Origin of the sequence: Pseudomonas sp. NY5710, from assembly GCF_013305665.1 — a bacterium.
Taxonomy (GTDB): domain Bacteria; phylum Pseudomonadota; class Gammaproteobacteria; order Pseudomonadales; family Pseudomonadaceae; genus Aquipseudomonas; species Aquipseudomonas juntendi.
In genome coordinates, this window is sequence record NZ_CP045554.1 from 1,604,468 (window position 1) to 1,627,335 (window position 22,868).

The 22,868-nt window shown below is 57.9% G+C and carries 17 protein-coding genes and 6 tRNA genes; 19 read left to right on the forward strand and 4 right to left on the reverse strand.

The window, feature by feature from the left end:
• From astB to astE, 3 genes are read left to right on the forward strand one after another with little or no spacing between them, the layout of a single operon-like run.
• The gene (gene astB, locus GEV39_RS07305) at nucleotides 1-1,350 is read left to right on the forward strand and encodes an N-succinylarginine dihydrolase (RefSeq protein WP_009681478.1); all 1,350 of its coding nucleotides are present in this window, start codon (nucleotides 1-3) and stop codon (nucleotides 1,348-1,350) included.
• Nucleotides 1,351-1,363: 13 nt separating this feature from the next.
• Nucleotides 1,364-1,654 carry a hypothetical protein gene (locus GEV39_RS07310; RefSeq protein WP_009681477.1) on the forward strand — a complete coding sequence of 97 codons (291 nt, stop codon included), beginning with the start codon at nucleotides 1,364-1,366 and terminating at the stop codon, nucleotides 1,652-1,654.
• 10 nt (nucleotides 1,655-1,664) lie between these two features.
• Nucleotides 1,665-2,672, forward strand: a complete 1,008-nt coding sequence (astE, locus tag GEV39_RS07315) for a succinylglutamate desuccinylase (protein WP_173888017.1) — start codon at nucleotides 1,665-1,667, stop codon at nucleotides 2,670-2,672.
• An 8-nt stretch (nucleotides 2,673-2,680) separates the two neighbouring features.
• On the opposite strand, the gene GEV39_RS07320 is transcribed toward astE, so the two are convergent.
• On the reverse strand, nucleotides 2,681-4,087 hold the full coding sequence (locus GEV39_RS07320) for a M91 family zinc metallopeptidase (protein WP_236184172.1): 1,407 nt from the start codon (nucleotides 4,085-4,087) through the stop codon (nucleotides 2,681-2,683).
• A gap of 136 nt (nucleotides 4,088-4,223) precedes the next feature.
• On the opposite strand from GEV39_RS07320, the gene alaS reads away from it, so the two are divergent.
• The 9 genes from alaS (at nucleotide 4,224) to mgtE (ending at nucleotide 11,238) form a co-directional block, all read left to right on the forward strand.
• Nucleotides 4,224-6,848, forward strand: a complete 2,625-nt coding sequence (gene alaS, locus GEV39_RS07325) for an alanine--tRNA ligase (protein WP_009681474.1) — start codon at nucleotides 4,224-4,226, stop codon at nucleotides 6,846-6,848.
• Nucleotides 6,849-6,993: 145 nt separating this feature from the next.
• Nucleotides 6,994-8,229: an aspartate kinase gene (locus GEV39_RS07330; RefSeq protein WP_009681473.1), complete on the forward strand. Its 1,236-nt coding sequence runs from the start codon at nucleotides 6,994-6,996 to the stop codon at nucleotides 8,227-8,229.
• 165 nt (nucleotides 8,230-8,394) lie between these two features.
• Complete coding sequence (gene csrA, locus GEV39_RS07335; protein WP_003254503.1) at nucleotides 8,395-8,583, forward strand: carbon storage regulator CsrA; 189 nt, start codon at nucleotides 8,395-8,397, stop codon at nucleotides 8,581-8,583.
• Nucleotides 8,584-8,655: 72 nt separating this feature from the next.
• Nucleotides 8,656-8,746 (forward strand) — tRNA-Ser (locus GEV39_RS07340).
• A 106-nt stretch (nucleotides 8,747-8,852) separates the two neighbouring features.
• Nucleotides 8,853-8,929, forward strand: a tRNA-Arg gene (locus GEV39_RS07345).
• Nucleotides 8,930-9,000: 71 nt separating this feature from the next.
• Nucleotides 9,001-9,077 (forward strand) — tRNA-Arg (locus GEV39_RS07350).
• 72 nt (nucleotides 9,078-9,149) lie between these two features.
• Nucleotides 9,150-9,226, forward strand: a tRNA-Arg gene (locus GEV39_RS07355).
• A gap of 72 nt (nucleotides 9,227-9,298) precedes the next feature.
• Nucleotides 9,299-9,375: transfer RNA gene (locus GEV39_RS07360), tRNA-Arg, on the forward strand.
• Nucleotides 9,376-9,795: 420 nt separating this feature from the next.
• Nucleotides 9,796-11,238, forward strand: a complete 1,443-nt coding sequence (mgtE, locus tag GEV39_RS07365) for a magnesium transporter (protein ID WP_009681472.1) — start codon at nucleotides 9,796-9,798, stop codon at nucleotides 11,236-11,238.
• A gap of 213 nt (nucleotides 11,239-11,451) precedes the next feature.
• On the opposite strand, the gene GEV39_RS07370 is transcribed toward mgtE, so the two are convergent.
• A complete protein-coding gene (locus GEV39_RS07370) occupies nucleotides 11,452-11,778 on the reverse strand; it encodes an Arc family DNA-binding protein (RefSeq protein ID WP_009681471.1) in 327 nt (108 codons plus the stop codon).
• A gap of 346 nt (nucleotides 11,779-12,124) precedes the next feature.
• On the opposite strand from GEV39_RS07370, the gene phnN reads away from it, so the two are divergent.
• The 6 genes from phnN (at nucleotide 12,125) to GEV39_RS07400 (ending at nucleotide 17,109) form a co-directional block, all read left to right on the forward strand.
• Nucleotides 12,125-12,721: a phosphonate metabolism protein/1,5-bisphosphokinase (PRPP-forming) PhnN gene (gene phnN / locus GEV39_RS07375; RefSeq protein ID WP_173888018.1), complete on the forward strand. Its 597-nt coding sequence runs from the start codon at nucleotides 12,125-12,127 to the stop codon at nucleotides 12,719-12,721.
• A 108-nt stretch (nucleotides 12,722-12,829) separates the two neighbouring features.
• Nucleotides 12,830-12,906 (forward strand) — tRNA-Arg (locus GEV39_RS07380).
• Nucleotides 12,907-13,156: 250 nt separating this feature from the next.
• Entirely contained in the window at nucleotides 13,157-13,429 is a 273-nt protein-coding gene (locus GEV39_RS07385; RefSeq protein WP_173888019.1) for a hypothetical protein, read from the forward strand.
• 81 nt (nucleotides 13,430-13,510) lie between these two features.
• A complete protein-coding gene (locus GEV39_RS07390) occupies nucleotides 13,511-13,963 on the forward strand; it encodes a DUF8453 domain-containing protein (RefSeq protein WP_218581701.1) in 453 nt (150 codons plus the stop codon).
• 566 nt (nucleotides 13,964-14,529) lie between these two features.
• Entirely contained in the window at nucleotides 14,530-15,888 is a 1,359-nt protein-coding gene (locus tag GEV39_RS07395) for an SNIPE associated domain-containing protein (protein ID WP_173888020.1), read from the forward strand.
• Between the two features lie 45 nt (nucleotides 15,889-15,933).
• Complete coding sequence (locus GEV39_RS07400) at nucleotides 15,934-17,109, forward strand: restriction endonuclease (protein ID WP_173888021.1); 1,176 nt, start codon at nucleotides 15,934-15,936, stop codon at nucleotides 17,107-17,109.
• Between the two features lie 152 nt (nucleotides 17,110-17,261).
• On the opposite strand, the gene GEV39_RS07405 is transcribed toward GEV39_RS07400, so the two are convergent.
• Nucleotides 17,262-18,233: a hypothetical protein gene (locus GEV39_RS07405; RefSeq protein WP_249414325.1), complete on the reverse strand. Its 972-nt coding sequence runs from the start codon at nucleotides 18,231-18,233 to the stop codon at nucleotides 17,262-17,264.
• Entirely contained in the window at nucleotides 18,190-18,390 is a 201-nt protein-coding gene (locus GEV39_RS07410; RefSeq protein WP_173888022.1) for a hypothetical protein, read from the reverse strand. The genes GEV39_RS07405 and GEV39_RS07410 overlap by 44 nt, the downstream gene beginning before the upstream one ends.
• 525 nt (nucleotides 18,391-18,915) lie before the next feature.
• Here GEV39_RS07410 and GEV39_RS07415 point away from each other — a divergent pair.
• Complete coding sequence (locus GEV39_RS07415) at nucleotides 18,916-22,860, forward strand: YobI family P-loop NTPase (protein WP_173888023.1); 3,945 nt, start codon at nucleotides 18,916-18,918, stop codon at nucleotides 22,858-22,860.
• Nucleotides 22,861-22,868: the final 8 nt, after the last annotated feature.

Sequence of the window (22,868 nt, forward strand, 5' to 3'; positions counted from 1 at the left end):
ATGAAATCCTATGAAGTGAATTTTGATGGCCTGGTGGGGCCTACCCACAACTACGGCGGCCTGTCCTACGGTAACGTGGCTTCGCAAAGCAACAGCCAGCAAGGCTCCAGCCCGCGCGAAGCTGCACGCCAGGGCCTGGCGAAGATGAAGGCATTGGCCGACATGGGCTTCAAGCAGGGCGTGCTGGCGCCGCAGGAGCGCCCGGATGTGGCCGCGCTCCGCCGTCTGGGCTTCAGCGGCAGCGATGCCGACGTGATCCAGCGCGCTGCCAAAGAGGCCATGCCGTTGCTGGTGGCCACCTGTTCGGCTTCGAGCATGTGGGTGGCCAACGCTGCCACGGTCAGCCCCAGTGCCGACACCGCCGATGGCCGCGTGCACTTCACTGCCGCCAACCTCAATTGCAAATACCACCGCAGCATCGAGCACCCGACCACCAGTCGCGTGCTGGCCGCGATGTTCAACGACGAGCAACGCTTCGCCCACCACCCGGCGTTGCCTGCCGTGGCGCAGTTCGGTGACGAGGGCGCTGCCAACCATACGCGCTTCTGCCGCGCCTATGGGGAGGCTGGCGTGGAGTTCTTCGTCTACGGCCGCAGTGCATTCGACAGCCGTTACCCGGCACCGCAGAAATACCCCGCCCGGCAGACCCTGGAGGCTTCGCAGGCGGTGGCCCGTTTGCATGGCCTGCATGAGGACGGGGTGGTCTACGCTCAACAGAACCCGGCGGTGATCGACCAGGGCGTGTTCCACAATGACGTGATTGCGGTGGGCAATGGCGAGGTGCTGTTCTACCACGAGGACGCTTTCCTCGAGACTGACACGGTACTGGGCCAGTTGCGCGCTAAACTGGCCAGCAAGGGCGGCCGTTTCCAGGCCATCTGCGTGCCGCGGTCGGCAGTGGCGGTAGAGGATGCAGTGCGTTCCTACCTGTTCAACAGCCAGTTGCTCAGCCGTGACGACGGCTCCATGCTGCTGGTGGTGCCGGAAGAGTGCCGCAACAATGAACGCGTCTGGGCGTACCTTGGGCAGTTGACCCGCCAGGGCGGCCCGGTGAAGGAGGTCAAGGTGTTCGACCTCAAGCAGAGCATGCAGAACGGCGGTGGCCCGGCTTGCCTGCGTTTGCGCGTGGCCTTGAATGAAACGGAACTGGCGGCGGTCAACCAAGGCGTTATCATGACCGCCCCGCTGTACGACACCCTGCTGCAATGGGTCGACAAGCACTACCGTGATCGCCTGGTCGAGGCGGACCTGGCCGACCCGCAACTGCTGGTGGAGTGCCGTACCGCACTGGATGAATTGACCCAGATTCTGAAGTTGGGCTCGGTGTACCCGTTCCAACGCCAACCTTGAAGAGAGAATTGTAATGACCGACGCCCTGCGCCTGATCCTCGAAGATGAAGACGGCACCCAGCTCGAAACCTCCTGCACCCGTTTTGCCGTGGTTTGGCAAGGCAAGGAAGTGTGGATCCAGCAGGATGGCCGCGGCCAGTTGCTGATCGGTGTGGATGTCGAGGAAGGCGACGCCGAGTACGCCAACCTGCTGCTGCGGCCCATGGCCACCAACCTGGTCAGCCTGCAGCTGGAAATGGAACCTGCAGAGCTTGGCGAAGACGACGATCACGTCCATGGCCCCGACTGCGGCCACACCCACTAAGGAAGTTCCTATGCTCGCCCTTGGTAAATTGCTTGAGCTGACCCTCACCGATCACGAACCGGCCGAGAAGACCCAAGTGACCACCAAGGGCACGCGTTTGCGCTGGCTAGGGGAGGGGGCGCTCGAAGTGCGCCCACCCGACAGCGAGGATTGCGGCCTGGACTTGCTGTTGTCTGCCGGTATTCATGGTAACGAGACAGCGCCGATCGAGTTGCTCGAACGGCTGCTGCATGGCGTGGCCGACGGGTCGATCAAGCCCAAGGCGCGGGTGTTGTTCCTGTTCGGCAACCCGGTGGCGATGCGCAAGGGTGAGCGTTTCATCGAACAGGACATCAACCGCCTGTTCAACGGGCGCCACGAGCTGTCCAGCGGTTTCGAGGCGTTGCGTGCGGCCGAGCTCGAGCAGTTCGCCCGGGTGTTCTTCAGCAAGCCGGGGCGCAGCCGCCTGCATTACGACCTGCATACTGCCATCCGCGGTTCGAAGATCGAGCAGTTTGCCTTGTACCCCTATAAAGAGGGGCGCCAGCACTCCCGTCGCCAACTGGCACGCCTGGCAGCGGCGGGCATGCAGGCGGTGTTGCTGCAAAGCAAGCCTTCCATCACCTTCAGCGCCTTTACCTACGAACAGCTGGAGGCTGAAGCGTTCACCCTGGAGCTGGGCAAGGCCCGCCCGTTCGGCCAGAACGAGCAAGTCAACCTCGACAAGCTCCAAGACCGCCTGATCAGGATCATCACGGCTGAAGAACCCGAAGACGAAGACTCGCTGGGTGGCCTGCAGCTGTTCAGTGTCTCCCGCGAAATCATCAAGCACAGCGACAGCTTTCACCTGCACCTGCCGGCGGATATCGAGAATTTTTCCGAACTGAGCAAAGGTTACCTGCTGGCTGAAGACCTGGCCGAGATGCGCTGGGTGGTCGAGGAAGAGGGCACGCGCATCATCTTCCCCAACCCCAAGGTCAAGAATGGCCTCAGGGCAGGGCTTCTGATCGTGCCCGATGCGGGGCAGCGGTTGAGCTGAGGGGTTGCTTACAGTTGCGTGCGCAGTTCCAGTTGCAGTGCCTGGCGTAATCCGTTCTCAGTGAAAGCGGCGGGGTTGGTGTTCAGTGCAGTAGCGCCTCCAAAGTTGAATTTGCAGTCGGTGGGCAAGCCGATGCTTTGCAGTAACAGGTTGTCTACCGGGTAGGCGCCGTAAGTGCCCTGAACCTCTGTCTGGCCTGGGAACACGGTGCCGGTCATGGAGTTCCAGCCCTGGCACAGGCAGCGGTACAGGTCCAGCAGCGGCAATTGGGTTGCCGTCGACCAGTTCGGGTTGTAGGCCAGCATGCCACCGCTGTAGCCCCAGCTGCTCTGGTTTTCGTTGATGATGAAGTGGCCTTCGTCTTCGTCCTGCTCGTCATCGCTGGGGGTGTAGCAAGTGAATTGTTGCCTGGCCGCTTCGCTCACCCTGATCGGTTTTCCGGTATGCCCGGCCTTGTTGTCCAGGCCTGCCAGCAGTGCTTGGCCGCACGGCAATTTGCGCATCAGCACCAGCGCATCTTCTACCGCCTGGCGGAACGCCTCATCACCCGTCACTTGCACGCCGACGCGGCCTAGCGCCTGATGCTCGGCCGCTACAGGCTGGGCCAGGTGCGCATCGTACGCCGTGTTGCGGTAGAGCACGGTGCTGGAATTGGCCTGGCCAAGCAGGCAGTGGCCGGTGACATTGACCACCGCATCGCCTTTGTCGATCAGGACAGGGCCGCTACCGACGACTACCTGGTGCGTGCCGGTGTGCGCATCAATGTGCACCATGCCGGCCCCTGTCTCGATGCTGTTGCCGCTGCCGATCATGTCGATCAGTACCGGCTTGCGGACCTGCCCGGTAATGACCACCTGGTGCCCGCCGTCGGTCAGGCGAATGGCAATGGCTTCAGCGGTATGCTGGGCGACCATGAATACCGCGCCGTTGACCGTGACTTCCAGCAAGCAGTCGTGGGTCGTGATCTGCACACGTTTTTGCCGTGCATCCGAACCTGTGGCGCGCGGGGCGACATTGAACACCAGCAGCTCGGTGCTGGGCGCCAGGCGACGGTAGCGTCGCCCCAGCGCATAGGCGCGTTCCAGGGTGATACGCACATTGCCATCAGCCTGGATGTACTTCACCTCTGTCTGCTGCTGGGGGTGGTCCTTGTTGATGAATGCGGTGTGGTGGCTGCCAGCCTGTCGATCGTCGAGGTAATAGACGGGGCTGGCATTGATCAATGGCGTAGGGTGGGGGAGCGGGTGTGGGTCCGAGTGCAGTTTGGACAGGTTCAGCTCAGGCATGGCGCATTCCGGTATCGAGAAGAAAGGCGCAGCATCCCCTTTGGGCTGGGTGCCCAGGTGTTGCTTATGTACCGCCAGCGTGGCTGTGCAGCGCTGCCAGGCGACCTTGACAGTGTCGATGAACGGCATTTCATCCGCGCAATGCCGTTCTGGTGTACAAACACACTGTATCTCCTGTTCAGGCTGGCTATAATGGCGCCCTTTGCCGTCGTTTCGTCGATTCGACGTATTAGCCCAAACGGCCGCCGTTTCCGTGGAAGAACCTATGAAAAGCGCAGAAATCCGTGAAGCCTTCCTTCGCTTCTTCGAAGAGCAGGGCCATACCCGAGTTGCCTCCAGTTCGCTGATCCCGAACAACGACCCGACCCTGCTGTTCACCAACGCAGGCATGAACCAGTTCAAGGACTGCTTCCTCGGTGCCGAGAAGCGTGCCTATACCCGTGCGGTCAGCAGCCAGAAGTGCGTGCGCGCGGGCGGCAAGCACAACGACCTGGAAAACGTCGGTTACACCGCGCGTCACCACACGTTCTTCGAAATGCTGGGCAACTTCAGCTTCGGCGACTACTTCAAGCGCGACGCCATCACCTTCGCCTGGACCTTCCTGACCTCGGAAAAATGGCTGAACCTGCCCAAGGAAAAGCTCTGGGTCACGGTCTACGCCACCGACGACGAAGCCTACGACATCTGGACCAAGGAAGTAGGCGTGCCTGCCGAGCGCATGGTGCGCATCGGTGACAACAAGGGCGCCCCCTACGCATCCGACAACTTCTGGACCATGGGCGATACTGGCCCGTGTGGCCCATGCACCGAGATCTTCTACGACCACGGCCCGGACATCTGGGGTGGCCCGCCCGGTTCGCCGGAAGAAGACGGTGACCGCTACATCGAGATCTGGAACAACGTCTTCATGCAGTTCAACCGCACTGCCGATGGCGTGCTGCACCCACTGCCAGCGCCGTCGGTGGACACCGGCATGGGCCTGGAGCGTGTCAGCGCCGTGCTGCAGCACGTGCACTCCAACTACGAGATCGACCTGTTCCAGAACCTGCTGGCAGCGGCGGCCAAGGCCATCGGTTGCAGCAATGACGGCCAGGCTTCGCTGAAAGTGGTGGCCGACCACATCCGCTCCTGCGGCTTCCTGATTGCCGACGGCGTGCTGCCATCCAACGAAGGCCGTGGCTATGTACTGCGCCGCATCATCCGCCGCGCTTGCCGCCACGGTAACAAGCTGGGCGCCAAGGGCAGCTTCTTCTACCAGATCGTTGCTGCCCTGGTGGCCGAAATGGGCGAAGCCTTCCCCGAGCTGACCAGCCAGCAAGCGCACATCGAGCGCGTGCTCAAGGCCGAAGAAGAGCAGTTTGCCAAGACCCTGGAGCAGGGCCTGCGCATCCTCGAGCAAGATCTGGCCCAGTTGCAAGGCGCCGTGGTACCCGGCGATGTGGTGTTCAAGCTGTATGACACCTACGGTTTCCCGATGGACCTGACGGCCGACATTGCCCGTGAGCGCGAGTTGACCATCGACGAAGCCGGCTTCGAACGCGAAATGGACGCCCAGCGGGAGCGCGCCCGTTCTGCGAGCGCCTTCGGCATGGACTACAACAGCCTGGTCAAGGTCGACAGCGCCACCGAGTTCCTCGGCTACGACGCAACCGAAGGCCAGGGCAAGATCATCGCCCTGTACAAGGACGGCCAATCGGTCGACCAGCTGGGGGTGGGCGAGCAGGGCGTAGTGGTGCTCGACCGCACGCCGTTCTACGCCGAGTCCGGCGGCCAGGTGGGTGACAGCGGGTACCTGCAGGCGGGTGCTGCACGCTTTGACGTACGTGATACCACCAAGACCGGCGGGGCCTTCCTGCACCACGGTGTGGTCACCAGCGGTGCGCTGCTGATCGGTGCGCCGGTGGAGGCCAAGGTCGATGCAGACGTTCAGCACGCCACCTCGCTGAACCACTCGGCTACCCACCTGCTGCACGAAGCGTTGCGTCAGGTGCTGGGTGAGCACGTGCAACAGAAGGGCTCGCTGGTCGACAGCCAGCGCCTGCGTTTCGACTTCAGCCACTTCGAAGCAGTGAAGCCGGAGCAGCTCAAGCAGCTGGAAGACATCGTCAACCGCGAAGTGCGCAAGAACACGCCGGTCGAGACCGAACTGACCGATATCGAAACCGCCAAGGCCAAAGGTGCCATGGCGCTGTTCGGTGAGAAATACGGCGATACCGTGCGCGTGCTGACCATGGGTGGCGATTTCTCGGTAGAGCTGTGTGGCGGTATCCACGCCAAGCGTACCGGTGACATCAGCCTGTTCAAGATCATCAGCGAAGGCGGCGTGGCCTCTGGCGTACGCCGTATCGAAGCAGTCACCGGCGCCGCTGCGCTGGCCTACCTGAACGCTGCCGAAGAGCAGGTCAAGGAAGCCGCGCAACTGGTCAAGGGTAACCGTGACAACCTGATCGACAAGTTGTCGGCTGTGCTTGAGCGCAACCGTCAGCTGGAGAAGCAGCTGGAACAGCTGCAGGCCAAGGCCGCCAGCGCCGCAGGGGACGATCTCTCCAACGCGGCTGTTGAGGTCAAGGGTGCCAAGGTCCTCGCCGCCCGCCTGGATGGGCAGGATGGCAAGGCCCTGCTGGCCCTGGTCGATCAGTTGAAGAACAAGCTCGGCCACGCAGTGATCCTGCTGGGCAGCGAGCATGAGGGCAAGGTCGTGTTGGTGGCCGGCGTGACCAAGGACCTCTCCAGCCAACTCAAGGCTGGCGATCTGATGAAGCAAGCCGCTGCGGCGGTGGGTGGCAAAGGCGGTGGCCGTCCGGACATGGCCCAGGGCGGTGGCGTCGACGTCGCTGCGCTGGACAAGGCCCTGGCGCTGGCCGTGCCATTCGCAGAGCAGGGACTTTGAGATGAAGGGGTAGGCGGTTCAGTGGCGGGTGCGAAGCCCCCGGGTGCCGCACCCGGTGGCAGGCAGCAGCGTCACCGGCCACTTCCGCCACCCCTTCATGTTGGATTGTTTTTTGGGGCCCTGTATGGGCTGAGGCACCATTGAAATGGCGTTGATCGTACAGAAATTTGGCGGCACCTCTGTCGGTTCCATCGAGCGGATCGAGCAGGTAGCCGATAAGGTCAAGAAACACCGTGAAGCGGGCGACGACCTGGTCGTCGTGCTGTCGGCCATGAGCGGTGAAACCAATCGCCTGATCGACCTGGCCAAGCAGATCACCGATCAGCCGGTTCCGCGTGAACTGGACGTGATCGTGTCGACCGGTGAGCAGGTGACCATTGCCTTGCTGACCATGGCCTTGATCAAGCGTGGTGTGCCAGCGGTGTCCTACACCGGCAACCAGGTGCGCATTCTCACTGACAGCGCGCACAACAAGGCGCGCATCCTGCAAATCGACGACCACAAGATTCGTGCCGACCTCAAGGAAGGCCGCGTGGTCGTGGTTGCGGGCTTCCAGGGGGTCGACGAGCACGGCAGCATCACCACCCTCGGTCGCGGCGGCTCCGACACCACCGGCGTGGCCCTGGCGGCGGCGCTGAAAGCTGACGAGTGCCAGATCTACACCGATGTGGATGGCGTCTACACCACCGACCCGCGCGTAGTGCCGCAGGCCCGTCGCCTGGAGAAGATCACCTTCGAAGAGATGCTGGAAATGGCCAGCCTCGGTTCCAAGGTGCTGCAGATCCGTTCGGTGGAGTTCGCCGGCAAGTACAACGTTCCGCTGCGCGTGCTGCACAGCTTCAAGGAGGGTCCGGGTACCCTCATTACCATTGATGAAGAGGAATCCATGGAACAGCCGATCATTTCCGGTATCGCCTTCAACCGTGATGAAGCCAAGCTGACCATTCGCGGCGTGCCGGACACCCCGGGCGTGGCCTTCAAGATCCTCGGCCCGATCAGTGCTTCGAACATCGAAGTGGACATGATCGTGCAGAACGTTGCCCACGATAACACCACCGACTTCACCTTCACCGTGCACCGCAACGAGTACGAGAAGGCGCAGAGCGTGCTGGAAAACACCGCCCGCGAAATCGGTGCCCGCGAAGTGATCGGCGACACCAAGATCGCCAAGGTCTCCATCGTTGGCGTCGGCATGCGCTCGCACGCCGGGGTTGCCAGCCGCATGTTCGAGGCGCTGGCCAAGGAGAGCATCAACATCCAGATGATCTCCACCTCCGAGATCAAGGTTTCGGTCGTGATCGAAGAAAAGTACCTGGAGCTGGCCGTACGCGCGCTGCACACCGCGTTCGAGCTTGACGCCCCAGCCCGACAGGGCGAGTAAGGCGCTGCACTGCAAGGGCGCGGCACCAGCCGCGCCCTTCGTGTTTCTGCTCGCTGCGCAGGCCCTGTCCTGCCCTGTGCAGCGTGCGACCGGGCTGGTCGTCGTCCGCGGCCGGCCCTGACCCCAAGACTGTTACCCCTGAATGTTTTGCGTAAGGAGAAAGCTATGTTGATTCTGACTCGTCGGTGCGCCGAGAGCCTGATCATTGGAGACGGCGAGATTACCGTGACGGTGCTCGGCGTGAAGGGCAACCAGGTACGTATAGGCGTTAGCGCGCCGAAGGAAGTGGCTGTTCACCGCGAGGAAATCTACCTGCGGATCAAGAAAGAGAAGGATGAAGAGCCAAGCCTTTAATTTTTTTGAAGTTTTTTTCAAAAAAAGGGTTGCAAAGGTGAAAGAGGTTCTTTAATATTCGCCTCGTGTTGCGGTGAGGTGGCCGAGTGGCCGAAGGCGCTCCCCTGCTAAGGGAGTATACCTCATAAGGGTATCGGGGGTTCGAATCCCCCCTTCACCGCCATTATTTGCGTAGGGCGCTGTAACGGGTAGGAACGCTAAGTAGTTGATTTTAAACGAAAACGTTCTTGCAAAAATGTTTCAGCGACCTATAATGCGCGGCAAGACACGGACTCATAGCTCAGCTGGATAGAGTACTCGGCTACGAACCGAGCGGTCGCAGGTTCGAATCCTGCTGAGTCCGCCACTTTTGAAGTGGCTTTGTTTTCAAGGCTGCTTCAATCAACCAGCGGTATCTGGTCTAAAACTGCCAATCGCGGACTCATAGCTCAGCTGGATAGAGTACTCGGCTACGAACCGAGCGGTCGCAGGTTCGAATCCTGCTGAGTCCGCCACTTTTTGAAGTGGTTTTGCTTGCAAGGCTGCTTCAGTCAACCAGCGGTATCTGGTCTAAAACTGCCAATCGCGGACTCATAGCTCAGCTGGATAGAGTACTCGGCTACGAACCGAGCGGTCGCAGGTTCGAATCCTGCTGAGTCCGCCACTTTTTGAAGTGGTTTTGCTTGCAAGGCTACTTCAGTCAACCAGTGGTAATCTGGTCTAAAACTACCATCACGGACTCATAGCTCAGCTGGATAGAGTACTCGGCTACGAACCGAGCGGTCGCAGGTTCGAATCCTGCTGAGTCCGCCATACCCCATCAAAAAGCCCGCTCAACAGAGCGGGCTTTTTGTTTCTGCGTGTCACAGAATTGTCGACCATGGCCATCTAAGCTTTCCTGTAAAGGTTGTGCCGTGGCCGTGGCGCTTCGCAGCCCCAAGGCCGCACTGCCGCGACATATGCGAAATTCAATGTGCTTTCGTACCCATGACAACCGTCGCACTGTTGGCTTCGTGCGTTGTCCCAGCTTTATCGCGCAAACGATTGTTCTAGCCAAAAATTTAAGCGATCTGACAGCTTTAGCAGTGTATGATTGCGCCCGTCAGCCCCGCCGGGGCTTGTGGAAAACCACCATGGACTTACCCAGTAGTTACTCGCTAACACGATTCATACCGAAAGATCTGACCGATTGATTCTCCCGGCGTGCTCCGCTGCTGGGAGTGGAGTTCGCCTATGACCGAAGTAGAAGTAAAAAAAGCACAGGACAGCCTGCAGGATCGCCTGGCCCAAGTGATCGAGTTGCTGCAGCGCCAGCGTGTGGTCGAAGACCTGACCCACCGCCAGGAAGGTGCGCACAACGACCTGGTCGAGAACCTGGTCCACCGCCAGAACCTCGTCGAGTTGCAGCGCAAGCTCGATGACCTTCACCCCGCCGACGTCGCCTACATCCTCGAAGCCTTGCCCCTGGAAGACCGCCTGACGGTCTGGCAGCTGGTGCGCTCGGATCGCGACGGCGACATCCTGCTCGAAGTCTCCGACTCCGTACGTCAGTCGCTGATTGCCGACATGGACGACCACGAGCTGCTGGCGGCGGCCAAGGAAATGGACGCCGACGAACTGGCTGACCTGGCGCCTGAGTTGCCGCGTGACGTTGTCCACGAGCTGATGGAAACGCTGGATGCCCAGCAACGCGAGCGGGTGCGTTCCGCGCTGAGCTACGACGAGGAGCAGGTCGGTGCGCTGATGGACTTCGAGATGGTCACCATCCGCGAAGACGTCAGCCTGGAAGTGGTGCTGCGCTACCTGCGCCGCCTCAAAGAACTGCCCAACCATACCGACAAACTGTTCGTGGTCGATTACGACGGCATCCTCAAAGGGGTGTTGCCGATCAAGCGCCTGTTGGTCAACGACCCGGAGAAGAAAGTCGCGGAGGTCATGGCGACCGACCCCGTGTCTTTCCAGCCCGAGGAAGATGCCTACGATGCCGCGCAGGCCTTTGAGCGTTACGACCTGGTATCGGCGCCGGTGGTCGACAAGAGCGAGCGCCTGATCGGCCGTTTGACCATCGACGAAATGGTCGACCTGATTCGTGAGGAAAGCGAGAGCGAAGTCCTCAACATGGCCGGTCTGCGCGAAGAAGAGGACATCTTCGCCTCGGTCTGGCGTTCGTTCCGCAACCGTTGGGCCTGGCTGGCGATCAACCTGATCACCGCGTTTCTGGCTTCGCGGGTCATCGGCGTGTTCGAGGGTTCGATTGAAAAACTGGTGGCCTTGGCCGCGTTGATGCCGATCGTTGCCGGTATTGGTGGCAACTCCGGTAACCAGACCATCACCATGATCGTCCGTGCCATGGCGCTGGATCAGGTGTCGCCGGGCAATACCAGCCGTTTGATGCGTAAAGAGCTGGCGGTATCGCTGATCAACGGCCTGGTGTGGGGCGGGGTGATCGGTGCGGTGGCTTTCTGGCTGTATGGCAGCTGGTCATTGGGGGTGGTGATGACCGCAGCGATGACCCTCAACCTGTTGCTGGCCGCGCTGATGGGCGTGCTTATCCCGATGACCCTGGCGCGACTGGGGCGGGACCCGGCGATGGGCGCGAGTGTGATGATCACGGCTGTTACCGACAGTGGCGGGTTCTTCATCTTCCTGGGGCTGGCGACGCTATTCTTGCTGTAACCCCTTTCTTGCCTTACGCGATCCCGGTAGGAGCGGCCTTGTGTCGCGAAAGGGCCGCAGCGCGGCCCCGGCAATGTCGGCTGTAACGCCAGAACCCAGGGCCGCTGCGCGCCCCATCGCGACACAAGGCCGCTCCTACAGGGGGGCGAATTCCCTGTAGTGACCCACAAAAAAGCCAGCTGACGCTGGCTTTTTTGTATCCGCTGGCAACCTTCAGGAAGCGTCGGCTGCCATCTCTGCATCGTGCGCGATCAGCGCAACCAAGGCGTTTTGCTGGCGGTGGGAGAGCTGACGGAAACGTTGCAGCAACTCGCGTTCATGCAGGGACAGCTCCGGGCTGTCCAGGCGCATGCTCAGCTCGTCACCCAACGCGCCTTCCTGGATAAGGCTCTGCTCCAGGCGTGCGATGATTTCGGAGTTCATGCTGCGGTGATGGTTGCGCGCTACCTCGGCAATGCGCTCACGCATTCCGTCTGGCAGGCGGACGACGAACTTGTCAGCGGTGCGGCTCGAATAAATAGCCTGTTTCATTGGGCGCATATAAATTGACCGGATTTTGGTTCAGGGGAAGCGGTTCTCAAATTGGCCGCACGGGGGTGAAAATACGACCGTCGTGGCGACAAAATGTTCAACCGTCAGTGAAAATTGGATGCTCATCTTGCCTCAAGGTCGCCGTTTCCTTGGCGTCAATTCTGTGACAAATAGTGAGCCGGGTAAAGGCTTTGTGCCAGTACCAATTATCAGAAATGAGTACTGGTTTGAAAAGTTTTACATGCTCCGGCTCGCTTGACCGTCAGCCTTTTGCCGTCAAAAACTGGTAAAAAACAGCAAAAGACCAGGAAAACCCCTAGAATGCGCCGGGTTCCCTCCATAGAGCATAGTGGCTATGCAACATGACGCAAGCGACCGCCGATCAGGGGCAGGGCGGCTGATATTTTTGATGGGCCCATCAGGGGCCGGAAAGGATTCCATCTTGGACGCTTCCCGTGAACGACTGGCTGCCGCGGGCGTGGAAGTCGCCCGCAGGGTCATTACCCGCTCGGCCGAAGCGCGGGGCGAAGCGGCCCATGGCGTTACCCCGCAGCAATTCGCCGACCTGCTCGCGCATGGCGCGTTCGCCATGCATTGGCAGGCCAATGGCCTGGACTATGGCATTCCGGTGCAGGTGGACCACTGGCTGCAGGCAGGCAGGCCGGTGCTGGTCAATGGCTCGCGCGCCTATTTGGCCGAAGCCCGTGCGCGTTACCCGGACCTGTTGGCGGTGCTGGTCGAAGTCAGCCCCGAAGTGCTGCGCGAGCGCTTGTTGGCCCGCGGGCGGGAAACGGCGGCGCAAGTCGAGCAGCGCCTTGCCCGTAATGCACGTTTACAGCACACCAGCGACCCCACCGTGCATGTGCTGGACAATTCCAAGCGCCTGGAAACAGCCGTCGCCGGCCTGTTCACACTGCTGCGCGAAACGGGCGTGCTGCCCGGGGCGACGTAGTGCCAGAAAAGGATTACGCGAAAAAGCCCGGTACAGGCATGACAAACGCTGGCATGCTGGTTAACATGCTCGCCGTCCCGCTGTGCAGCGCTCGCTGCCGGTGTTTGCGTCTCAGTAGCTCAATTGGATAGAGCATCCCCCTCCTAAGGGGAAGGTTGCAGGTTCAATTCCTGCCTGGGACGCCATAAAATTCAATGGATACGCTGTTTTTTCCTACCAGAACCCGGTAGCCGTACCAGCAGCGTACCAGCGCAAGGTTTAGATGAGCCCCGCACAGAGACGATCTGGCGGGGCTTTTTCATGTGCGCCACTAAACCCAGGCTCCCCGTTTGGCCGCGGCGGTCAAGGTCTGTTGCTGCAAGCTTGCTGCGTGGCATATTGATATGAGTCGCCAGCGCGCCTGTTTTCGGCTCAACTCAATCAAAGGGAAAGGATATGCCTCAGTACGTTGTGTCTTACGACCTGCACCAGGCCGGTAGGGATTACGAGAGAATGAAGAAGGGGCTGGCGTCTTTGGGTACTGACGCCAAGCTGCTTGCGTCCGTTTGGCTGCTGGACACCAATCGAACCGCAGTACAGGTACGGGATTACCTTCTTGACTACTGCGACGGCAATGATGGAATCGCGATTATCGAGGTATCGGCGTCGTGGGCCACTATCAGGGTTGCAGCGCAAGGACAGCAGTTCCTCAAAAAGCACCGGCCGTAAAAGTATACTGGCGGGTGGCCTCAGATTTAAGGAGGCCCCTGATCATGGAAAACTCACGGAAATCGTTTCAGGAGGGAATCTATGCCCGATCATCCATCATGGATAACCACAGCGCTCGGTGTGGGGGGCATGCTTGCGACAGTCGTGACAGCCGTCGCCACTCTATTTCTCTGGCGTGTGACGAAGCTGCTTGCAAAAGAAACCACAAGGATGGTTGAAGCATCAGATCAGCCGCATGTGGTCGCGACCTTGAGCCCTAATCGCTGGTCACTGCGACATTTCGACCTTGTTGTGGATAACACTGGCAACGCGACAGCCTACGACATAAGGATTGTCTTCAATCCTCCGCTTGAGAATGGTGAGGCCAGACGGGAGGACGCGAAAATTCCGTTTCAGCGGGTGAGCGTATTAAAACCAGGTCAGGAGCTGCGGAGCTACCTGGCTGACATTGACGTGCTTGAGGGGAAGGCGTTCGAGGTAGCTGTTTCGTGGCGCCACGGCAGCAATGTGAGGTCACGGCCTGCCTCAGTCTGAATGTTCCTCTGTTCAGGACAGCGAGGAGGTGTGACGAGCGTTCCCCTACGTCGACGCACTGTTGATGCATACAGTGTATCTCGCTAAGCTCAGAAGGAGAACATTTGTACTCCATGCGGTGACGAGCGCTATGAAGAATTCACACGAGACCCAGGACGACTGCTTCGCGTTTTTCTCTCGAGAGGAGCTGCTCGAGCATCAGTGCCTTCTACTTGAGAATGAGCTGGTCGTGATGGGAGAGGAGTTGACCGCCTCTCGCGAAAAAATTGCCAGCTTGGTTCTGTGTGGACGGGCATCAAGAATGAGCTACGGCAAGCGGAGGTGGAGTTGAGTGAGGCCAGGCAGCAGCTTGATATGAGCACCACTATTCACTCGTAAACCTCTTCACCCTAGCTGTCGTCATGATGGCTTTATGCTTCCACTCCGGTTACGCTCATTCGCAGCAGGGAAGAGGTGCATTGAGCTAGTGCCGTGTGGGCTTTGCACGGCAAATCATCGTAGGGCGTTCCATACCTACCTCGTGCTTCTCCGGTCTATGCATTCGACTCAAAACGAGGAAGGAACCCATGTCGTTTAGCGACTATCTCAAAGGCCCAGCTCACCGACAGCGTGCAGACGCTTTTGAAGCACAGCTTGCGGAGCTCCAGGTACAGCATTCGCAGCTGCAAGAGCTCGTTACGAAAATCGGCGCCATGGACGTGGTGAATATCCAGAAGCTGATAGAGCAAGAGCAAGCGAGGCTGGCAGATGTACGCGATGAGACCCGACGCTCAGAGAGGGAGTTGGCTGCACTCGCACAGCGCTCCACTGACCTGCAGGGGCAGATACTCGTCTGGGAAGAAACGTTGCTCCTGGAAAGCTTTGCCCTCTATGAGCCTAAGTTCAAGCTGACTTCCAGCCAAGAGTACAAAGCGCGACTGGATCATGTTCGTGATCGTCAGAAAGTCCTGATCAGGAATGGGCAGGCAGCCACCGGCAACACGAACTGGACGGTGAACAACAGCCAGGCCCAAGGTCGTAAGCTCGTCAACGACATGATCAAGCTGGTGATTCGCTCGTTCAACAACGAAGCTGATGCCTGCGTGGCCAACGTGAAATTCGACAACGTCGAGCTGGGCGAGAAGCGAATCCTCAAGTCCTATGAAGCTTGCAACCGGCTAGGCAAGATCATGAGCGTAGAGATTTCTGGGGTTTACCTCGACCTTAAGCTCGATGAGCTGCACCTTGCCCACGAATTCCAGATCAAGAAGCAAGAGGAAAAGGAAGAGGCCAAACGCGCCCGAGAAGAGCTTCGAGAGCAGCAGAAGCTCGAGCAGGAAATTCGCGCAGCCCGGGAGAAAATCGCCAAAGAGCGGAAACACTTCACGACCGCTATGCGTGACCTACAGGCCCGCCTTGCGCAAGTGCAATCTGAAGAAGAGCGTTCAGCGCTGCTGGTGAAGTTGGCCGAGGTTGAAGCAGGCCGAGCCGAGCTCGAGAGCGAAGAAAAGCTCATTGATTATCGTGAGCAGAATGCTAAGGCCGGGTATGTGTATGTGATCTCTAACCTGGGTGCATTCGGGGAAGGGATTTACAAGATCGGCATGACTCGTCGCCTTGAGCCTATGGATCGAGTTGATGAGCTTGGTGACGCGTCGGTACCGTTCTGGTTCGACGTGCATGCGATGGTTTTCTCGAACAACGCTCCTGCATTGGAAGCGAAGCTCCACGAGCATTTTGCAGCTGGTCGGCTCAACAAGGTCAACGGGCGGAAAGAGTTCTTCCGAGCCGAGATTGCTGAGATCGAGAAGGTCATTCGAGATAATTATGATGCTGTCGTCGAGGTCATGCATGAGGCTCCGGCGGAGCAGTACCGTGAAAGCCTGCGCATGGCATTGCCCAAGCCGGCGATCCAGCAATCAGAGCGCATGGTTGCGCAAAGCTAATTCGTGACCAAGTGCATGTGCAGCGTAACGACTCAGGGACGCACCGTGATCTATCAATGCAACCACTGTCATCGCTCAACCTTTGAGACCTATTGCTCCCAATGCGGGTCTGCTGACTCTGCCTCACTACCTCAGCAAGCTCAGCAAGGTTTGACGCCCCTTGATCCATCGTTTTACCCAGATTTTCAGTATCAGTCGAAGGGCTTCCTGAAGGACATCTGGGGTAAGAAAAAGGAGCAGGCCCAGCTCAACGACCTTCTGAACAGCGTTCTCAGAAAGTACTCAGAGCTGAAGCAGCCGTATTTCACCAACTTCATTCACACCACTCGCGATCCTGTGGGTCGAGGAGGGGATGAGGCTGCAGTGCCAGGCGCACGTATGAATGGCGTCTACTCAGAACGTGAGCTTTTCAGAGAGGTATTGATTCGCAGAGGCTTTGACGAGCTTGAGCAGTTGCCTACGCTGTTGGACAAATTGCTGCTCAAGACCGCTTTCAATTCTGTGTACGCCGGCTTCTCGCGCGAGGTTACTCGCCACATCCGATCCGACCTAGCCAGCTCGCTGAGGTCGTGGATTGAGGAAGCCGGTACGACATACCGGGCTGACCTTGCGCTGTTTTACTACTACCTCTGGGAAAGCGACGCCTCCTTCCCGGGACTGCAGTTCAACCCCGAGGCTGCCACCACGACCGGCGTTCCATTGCTTCCCCTTCAGACATTCCAGTCTGGGTTGGGCCTTTGCGAAGAAATCTACTTCGACATCCTAGTTGAGCGCTTGGGAAGCCAGCTCGAGCACTTCAACCCCAATCGCTTCATCACCATGTACCTGGTCGACGCGATGGATGGGTTCCAGTTTGAGGCTTTCTTGGTCGAGATTTTCCAAACCATCGGATACGACGTCCGTGAGACACAGAAGACCGCCGATCAAGGCGCAGATCTGTTTGTGAGCCGTTTCGGCAAGACGATGGTCATCCAGGCAAAGAACTACAGCGGCTCGGTAGGTAACGCAGCGTTGCAGCAGGCTATCTCTGCCAAAGCTCTTTACGGCTGCGATGAAGCCATGGTTGTCACCAACTCATACTTCACCAGGTCAGCCAAGGAGCTGGCAGCTACGGCGGGGGTACGACTGGTCGATCGCGAAGGACTCCAAACTTACCTCGACGACTACAACCAGAAGCTCATTGAGGTATTCCAGGCTGAAGCCGAGATGGAAGAGACTTAGCTAGGTGCAATCGCCACCTGCTTTGGCTGTGATGACCTGACTTAAACGAATAGGCCGTGCAACCCAGCACCACCGAAATCTACCTTTCAGGCAGCGATGTGAAGCCTTCCCGCGACCGCAGCGGCATAGTAGACGATTGAGCTATTGTTCGCTTAGCGATTGTCAAACGGCATTATCTGCGGCTGTGTATGGGACTCGTGAATGTCGCCGCCTCGTCCGAAGCGATTGTATTGAACGAGCTTTCTCCGGCGGATGTCCTGTAGCTGTTTTACGTTCTTTGGTCGCTCGCGAGTGCTATACAGTGCAGGGAATATGGCTGGGTCGTTCGGGGTTGCATTAAATACGTCGATGCCGTACTCGACAAATACACGCTTGCCGTAGTCTGAAAGAGCTAGCCTCTTGACTCGCCTAATGACTGGGGCGGCTGCACGGTACCCATCATGAACGAGGATTTCCCGGATGAAGCAGTTCGCGGCTCTGATTGCGATCTTCGTTCGGATAGCTTCACGTTGGGGATTTGACTGCCATAGGGCGAAAAGATTGGCTAGGCGCGATTGAATGCAGGTGACAGGGTCAATGACCGCGATAGCTACACCTTCCAGGTCGATGAGGGACAAGTTCTTGAGCAAGACCTTCTCTTCGACGCCTGCAATTTCCCCCAAAATATCCACAACAAGCCGTTTGTCCTTTTGCCATTCGTAAAGACCTATAGCTAAATTGGGCGTGTTATCTTCGATTGATGCCTTACGGAAATCGATTTTGAGGGCTTGTCGGCAATGTTCGATAGACGAGCTGTTGCCAATGAAGTCCAAATCGTCGCTGGTCACAAATGCGACTTCTTCGCCGGTCAGTTCGTCGATGAGATACTGCCTTGCCCACAAGGCCAGTGACTGGCCGCCGACAATCACGAGGTGATGTTGCTTCACAACCTCTTGCGCTGAAGGCTGATAGGCACGTTGAATCAGATCGCGAAGTGTGACAAAAACTTCGGATCGTTCCAAAAGCTGGAAAGGGGATAGTGTGACGTTTACAGCCAGATCGGGTGCAACCTCAGGCAGTTGCTCGGGCTGCGACACTCTTTTAGGCTGCCGAAAAGCGTCGAGGGCGCGCAATCGCTGCTGCATTCCCTCTCAGAGCCGATTTTACTAGGCTGGCAGCCATCTCCAGAGCATTACGATCAGCGCTGTACACTGCTTGCACCTGTTGCTCTCGTGCCATGTCCTTAAAGGCCATGATATTGGAAAAGCTGAGGCTTTGGGCTTGCACGTTGATCAGGTTCATCGCTATAGCGCCTGTCTAGACTGAAAAGGTATCCACGTAAAGGCTAACACACGCATTGTCTTGTAGCATCCTACGTTGCTCAGGATGCCGACGAGTCGCAGCAAACGCATGTGTATGGGTCGAAGCATAAGCGTTGAGTGCCGAGCTCGCAAGGACGATCATGCGAGGAGGCCCCTAAAATGCTCTGCTTTCACTCAGCCAGTAGGCGGGAGGCCCGGGGCAAGCCCCGGGCCTCCCGCCTACTGGCTGACCTTATCATCACGAATCGGAAGCCTTATGTGCATTTGGCCATGCGTCAAGAGAAAGGTCAATAGCTCAATCGGCACATGGTTTGGTGCGAGGACGCAATTCTTAGTGACGGTATCCCCGGCGTAAAGAGCTCGTATGCGAAGATGGCAGTGAGCTATCATTCCAGCCTTTGTATCAGGCTAACCGGAAGTTAACCTTCCAGCTCAGACCCAAGATCGATCATTCAATCTTCGGCAGATGAATGCCTGATAGCCGTCAGCCTGCTTGGAGACATGGATGTTCATTTGCTTGCGCGCCTTCTATAACCGGGCATTAGATGCCTCTAACGCCTGGACTAACAAGACTCGCAGCAAGCTAGCCGCTTTGAAGCGGTACCCACGTGCGGCCGTCAGCGCCTATCAAGCCGCACGTGCATTCTTGGCCGCGCCCTCTCATGAGAATCTGTTCCAGCCGCTAACCCCAATACTCATCGAGCCTGGGAAGATCCAGCGGTATGAGCGTGAGTTATTGAATGGGCTGAGGAACGATCAAGTCAGGAACATCGCGATCACGGGGGAGTACGGGGCAGGGAAGAGCAGCGTGCTTCGAACCTTCGTCCATCGCCACCCTGAATTCGTCTACGCATTTGTTTCGCTAGCCACATTCGGCAAGAACACTGAGATCTCTGGGGCGTATGAGCTTGTTACCGATACCGACGCGGCCTCGGAATCTCCTCGCTCAACCGAGCCCTCTGCAAAGGCAGGGCAGGATTCTAAATCCGAAGAAAACAAGGCTGAATCTGATCTCGTTGCCCGGATCGAGGAGACGATCGTCCAGCAGCTCCTGTACGCCGTTCCTGCAAAGACACTCCCCAAGACTCGCTTTAAGAGGATCGACCAGGCATCTGGCCTGAAAATCTGGTGGAAAACCCTCTGCTATGGCCTCCTCATTTTGGCGGCGCTGAGACTGTACTTTCCTGTGGCAGAGAAGCTGCCCAAGATTGAACCGGCCTGGCTCCTGGAATGGCTGCTGTGGATCCCGAGCCCGCTCGCCGTCGGAATCGCCGCGTTAGGGTGCATACACCTGCTACACACGTGCCTACGCCTGAGTTCGCTGTTCAGTATTGATGGTTTGACACTCAAAGGTGGCAAGCTGGAGACCACCCACCATGGCTCCGTCCTGCACAAAAATATCGATGAGATCATTTACTGCTTTGAGCGAAGCAGCATTGACGTGGTGATCATTGAGGATCTCGACCGATTCGGCATTCATGACGTGTTCACCCGATTGCGGGAAATCAATTTCATCATCAAGCAATCACCTCAGGTGAAACGACCCGTCTATTTCGTCTACGCGCTGCGCGATGAAATGTTCGTCGTCGGCGAGAAAACCAAGTTTTTTGACCTCATCGTCCCAGTGATCCCCGTCATCAACTCGGAAAACTCACAAGAAAAGATGATGGAGCTTCTGAACCTTCGAACCTTCAAATCGAAACCCTTGGGCGAACACCTTGACCGTCGACTGGTGGAGACGGTCTGCTACTACATCGATGACCTCCGGCTGGTGAAAAATATCGTCAATGAATTCGATATGTTTTCCAATATCCTTGCCAGTGGCCTACGCCTAGAGCCAGACAAGCTGTTTGCGATTGTCGCCATTCGCAATCTGCATCCCGGCGCGTATGCCGACCTGGTCAAACGGCGGGGGGCGATCTATGGGGTCATTAAGGGCCTCGATGCCTGGAAAATCCAGCAGAACAGCGCCTACGCCAGACAGCTTGATGGCTTGCGACGTGAGCGAGATGATCGAATCTCAGAATTGGCCAACAATGTCACTGAGCTGAGGGCCTACGTTTGGTTCACGCTTCTTCGACTGACCGAAATGGACACGGCAACCCATGTCCTAATCACTGGTACCCAGTACACGCAGAAGCAGTTCGTGACCGACGAGGTGTTCGACGTATTAATGAATCAAGCCGGACCCCTCTCAATGGCTGCCTTGGATCAATACGGGCGGGCCAGAAACTCATCTCGAAATGTCTCGAAGGCTGAGCTGCTCACCGCTACATCCTATGAGCGGCGCCATGCTTTGCTTGGCCGGCGACTTAGCACAATCGCAGATGAAATCGCGTCGGTGCAGAGGCAATCGGATCAGGTCATCAGGATGTCGTTCACGACCGCCGTCAAGAAAGGGTATGGCGAGGTCGTAAGGAGCAATCTTCCAGGCTTGGATGTCGTGAGCTATCTGATGCAGCATGGCTTTCTCGATGCCGACTACACCGACTACCTAGGTTATTTCTATCAGGGATCGCTGACGCCTGGTGACAAAGATCTGATCCTTTCATTGAGACGTGGCGTGTTGCCTGAAGTGTCCACTCCTGTCGACAGCCCGAGTACCGTGCTGGAGAAGCTTAAGAGCGACGAGCTCGACGACGGTAGGGGGATCATCGTCGATTTGATCGCCTGTCTCAGCGTCCGGCCAACCTCGCTCGCGGCTGGCTCAGCAGACACACAGCTAAGCCATATACTGAGGAGCGGCCTGGACGGGCACACCGAACGAATGGCCATCGCAGTGCGCGAGCTGTTGAGTCGAACAGACGCAGCTGGATTTATTCGCGCCGTGTACCGCCTCGAACCCAAACTGTTTAATAGCCTTTTCAACGCTAGAGGCACGGGGGACGCTGGTGGCGTTTTTGAAGGAAGCGAGGCCCGTCAGTCCCTCGTCAAAGCAATCGTCGACAACCTGCCAGAATCCGACTTCAAGACCCTGGCCGGTGATGCCTCGACGGATCTGGTGCCTACAATCGATGGGCTGGAAGATGCTTCACGACTGATGCCTGGGTTAGAGAGCAATGTGGGAGCCTGGGCGTGGCTCAGGGCTTACCCGGTTCAGTTTGCCTCACTGGGCCATACGATGAGTCTCGCAGACCTCGAAAGGCTGATCGACTGGGGCTGCATCAAGATCAACCTGCCTATGCTATCGCTGATATGCGCGAAGTCAGAAGCTGGACAGGATTCTAAAGACGCCAAATCCGAACCTGCAGATGTGGGCATCGTGTCCTTGCGTAGGCTACAGGCTTTGGGCATCAATGGGCTCGGTAATTATCTGCTCTCTCACGCCGATGAGCTCGGTAGCGCATTGCTAGATCAGTCTGCTGTCCTGGATGAATCAAGCGACTCCTTGACCAGCTTAATAGCAGAATTGGACGCAGATCACGATCTGACAAATAGACTCTTCGATCACACGACCTGTGACCTACACACACTTACTTACGCCCCGAGATATCTTTGGGCAAAGGCACTTGAGAGTGATCGCCTGGTGGCCAAAGCTGACGTCGTGTGGATTTTTTTTGAGAAAGTCGTTGGGCCAAACGGCAACGTCTCGGACGAAGAAATCGGATCGGAACCCACAGCCGTATTCACCGGCTTCATCGCTCGGAATGCTTCGTCTCTCAAGGGCACGCTGTGGCAGTCAACGAGCGCAGACTGGTCGCTGCAACAGTATCTTCTCAGCTCCACCGGTATCAGTAATGACGTGCTCCAGGTATTGCTCAATGGCGTCGTGCTTCAAGACCTAGCAATGATAAAAACAGCGCTACCTGAGGGTCGCTGGGGCATGCTGGTAGCCTCATCATTTTTGCCATACAGCTCGGAAGTCAGGGAGATCGTACTGAATACTTGCCCTCACCTCGAAGGCAAGTACCTGGTTGAACGGTGGGATCTAGCAAAAGCAGAGATCGATATCAGCTCGCTCCAGCTCGACACGATGCTCACGCTGAGCAAAAGCAAAGCGCTGTCACTCACACAGAAAATTCAGATGTGGTCAGGGCTTAGCCTGGAGACGATTGAAAGCAAACCGGAAGCGGTTCCAGAGCTCGGCCGTGTATCTATGCTGGCCAATCAAGCCGGGGCAAGGTTTGCTGATTCGCTGATGCCTGTACTGCGACATCTGGTTTGCAACGCGAGCCTCACCCCGGAGCAGCGCTCTGAAATGCTGACACAATGTCTTCCCGGGATGAAGTGGCCGGACATTGCTGCAGCTCTAGGGTTGCTCGACGATGAGGACTTCAAAACCGTGAGCGCGAAGGTCAAGAAGATCAAGGTGAGAAACACCGAGTCAAATCGGAGGTTAGTCAACGCGATGAAATCTGAGGGGTGCCTGGCAACGGTGACCATTGAGAAGGACGTCATCATCGCAACCACCAGGCCCTCATCAATGACATCAGAGAATGGATGGCTCTAAGGGAACAC

Bases quoted from the DNA above. Each gene is read 5' to 3' on its own strand.
- astB (WP_009681478.1), top strand. From the start codon at position 1: ATGAAATCCTATGAAGTGAATTTTGATGGCCTGGTGGGGCCTACCCAC.
- GEV39_RS07310 (WP_009681477.1), top strand. From the start codon at position 1,364: ATGACCGACGCCCTGCGCCTGATCCTCGAAGATGAAGACGGCACCCAG.
- astE (WP_173888017.1), top strand. From the start codon at position 1,665: ATGCTCGCCCTTGGTAAATTGCTTGAGCTGACCCTCACCGATCACGAA.
- GEV39_RS07320 (WP_236184172.1), bottom strand. From the start codon at position 4,087: ATGCCGTTCATCGACACTGTCAAGGTCGCCTGGCAGCGCTGCACAGCC.
- alaS (WP_009681474.1), top strand. From the start codon at position 4,224: ATGAAAAGCGCAGAAATCCGTGAAGCCTTCCTTCGCTTCTTCGAAGAG.
- GEV39_RS07330 (WP_009681473.1), top strand. From the start codon at position 6,994: ATGGCGTTGATCGTACAGAAATTTGGCGGCACCTCTGTCGGTTCCATC.
- csrA (WP_003254503.1), top strand. From the start codon at position 8,395: ATGTTGATTCTGACTCGTCGGTGCGCCGAGAGCCTGATCATTGGAGAC.
- mgtE (WP_009681472.1), top strand. From the start codon at position 9,796: ATGACCGAAGTAGAAGTAAAAAAAGCACAGGACAGCCTGCAGGATCGC.
- GEV39_RS07370 (WP_009681471.1), bottom strand. From the start codon at position 11,778: ATGCGCCCAATGAAACAGGCTATTTATTCGAGCCGCACCGCTGACAAG.
- phnN (WP_173888018.1), top strand. From the start codon at position 12,125: ATGCAACATGACGCAAGCGACCGCCGATCAGGGGCAGGGCGGCTGATA.
- GEV39_RS07385 (WP_173888019.1), top strand. From the start codon at position 13,157: ATGCCTCAGTACGTTGTGTCTTACGACCTGCACCAGGCCGGTAGGGAT.
- GEV39_RS07390 (WP_218581701.1), top strand. From the start codon at position 13,511: ATGCCCGATCATCCATCATGGATAACCACAGCGCTCGGTGTGGGGGGC.
- GEV39_RS07395 (WP_173888020.1), top strand. From the start codon at position 14,530: ATGTCGTTTAGCGACTATCTCAAAGGCCCAGCTCACCGACAGCGTGCA.
- GEV39_RS07405 (WP_249414325.1), bottom strand. From the start codon at position 18,233: ATGCAGCAGCGATTGCGCGCCCTCGACGCTTTTCGGCAGCCTAAAAGA.
- GEV39_RS07410 (WP_173888022.1), bottom strand. From the start codon at position 18,390: ATGAACCTGATCAACGTGCAAGCCCAAAGCCTCAGCTTTTCCAATATC.
- GEV39_RS07415 (WP_173888023.1), top strand. From the start codon at position 18,916: ATGTTCATTTGCTTGCGCGCCTTCTATAACCGGGCATTAGATGCCTCT.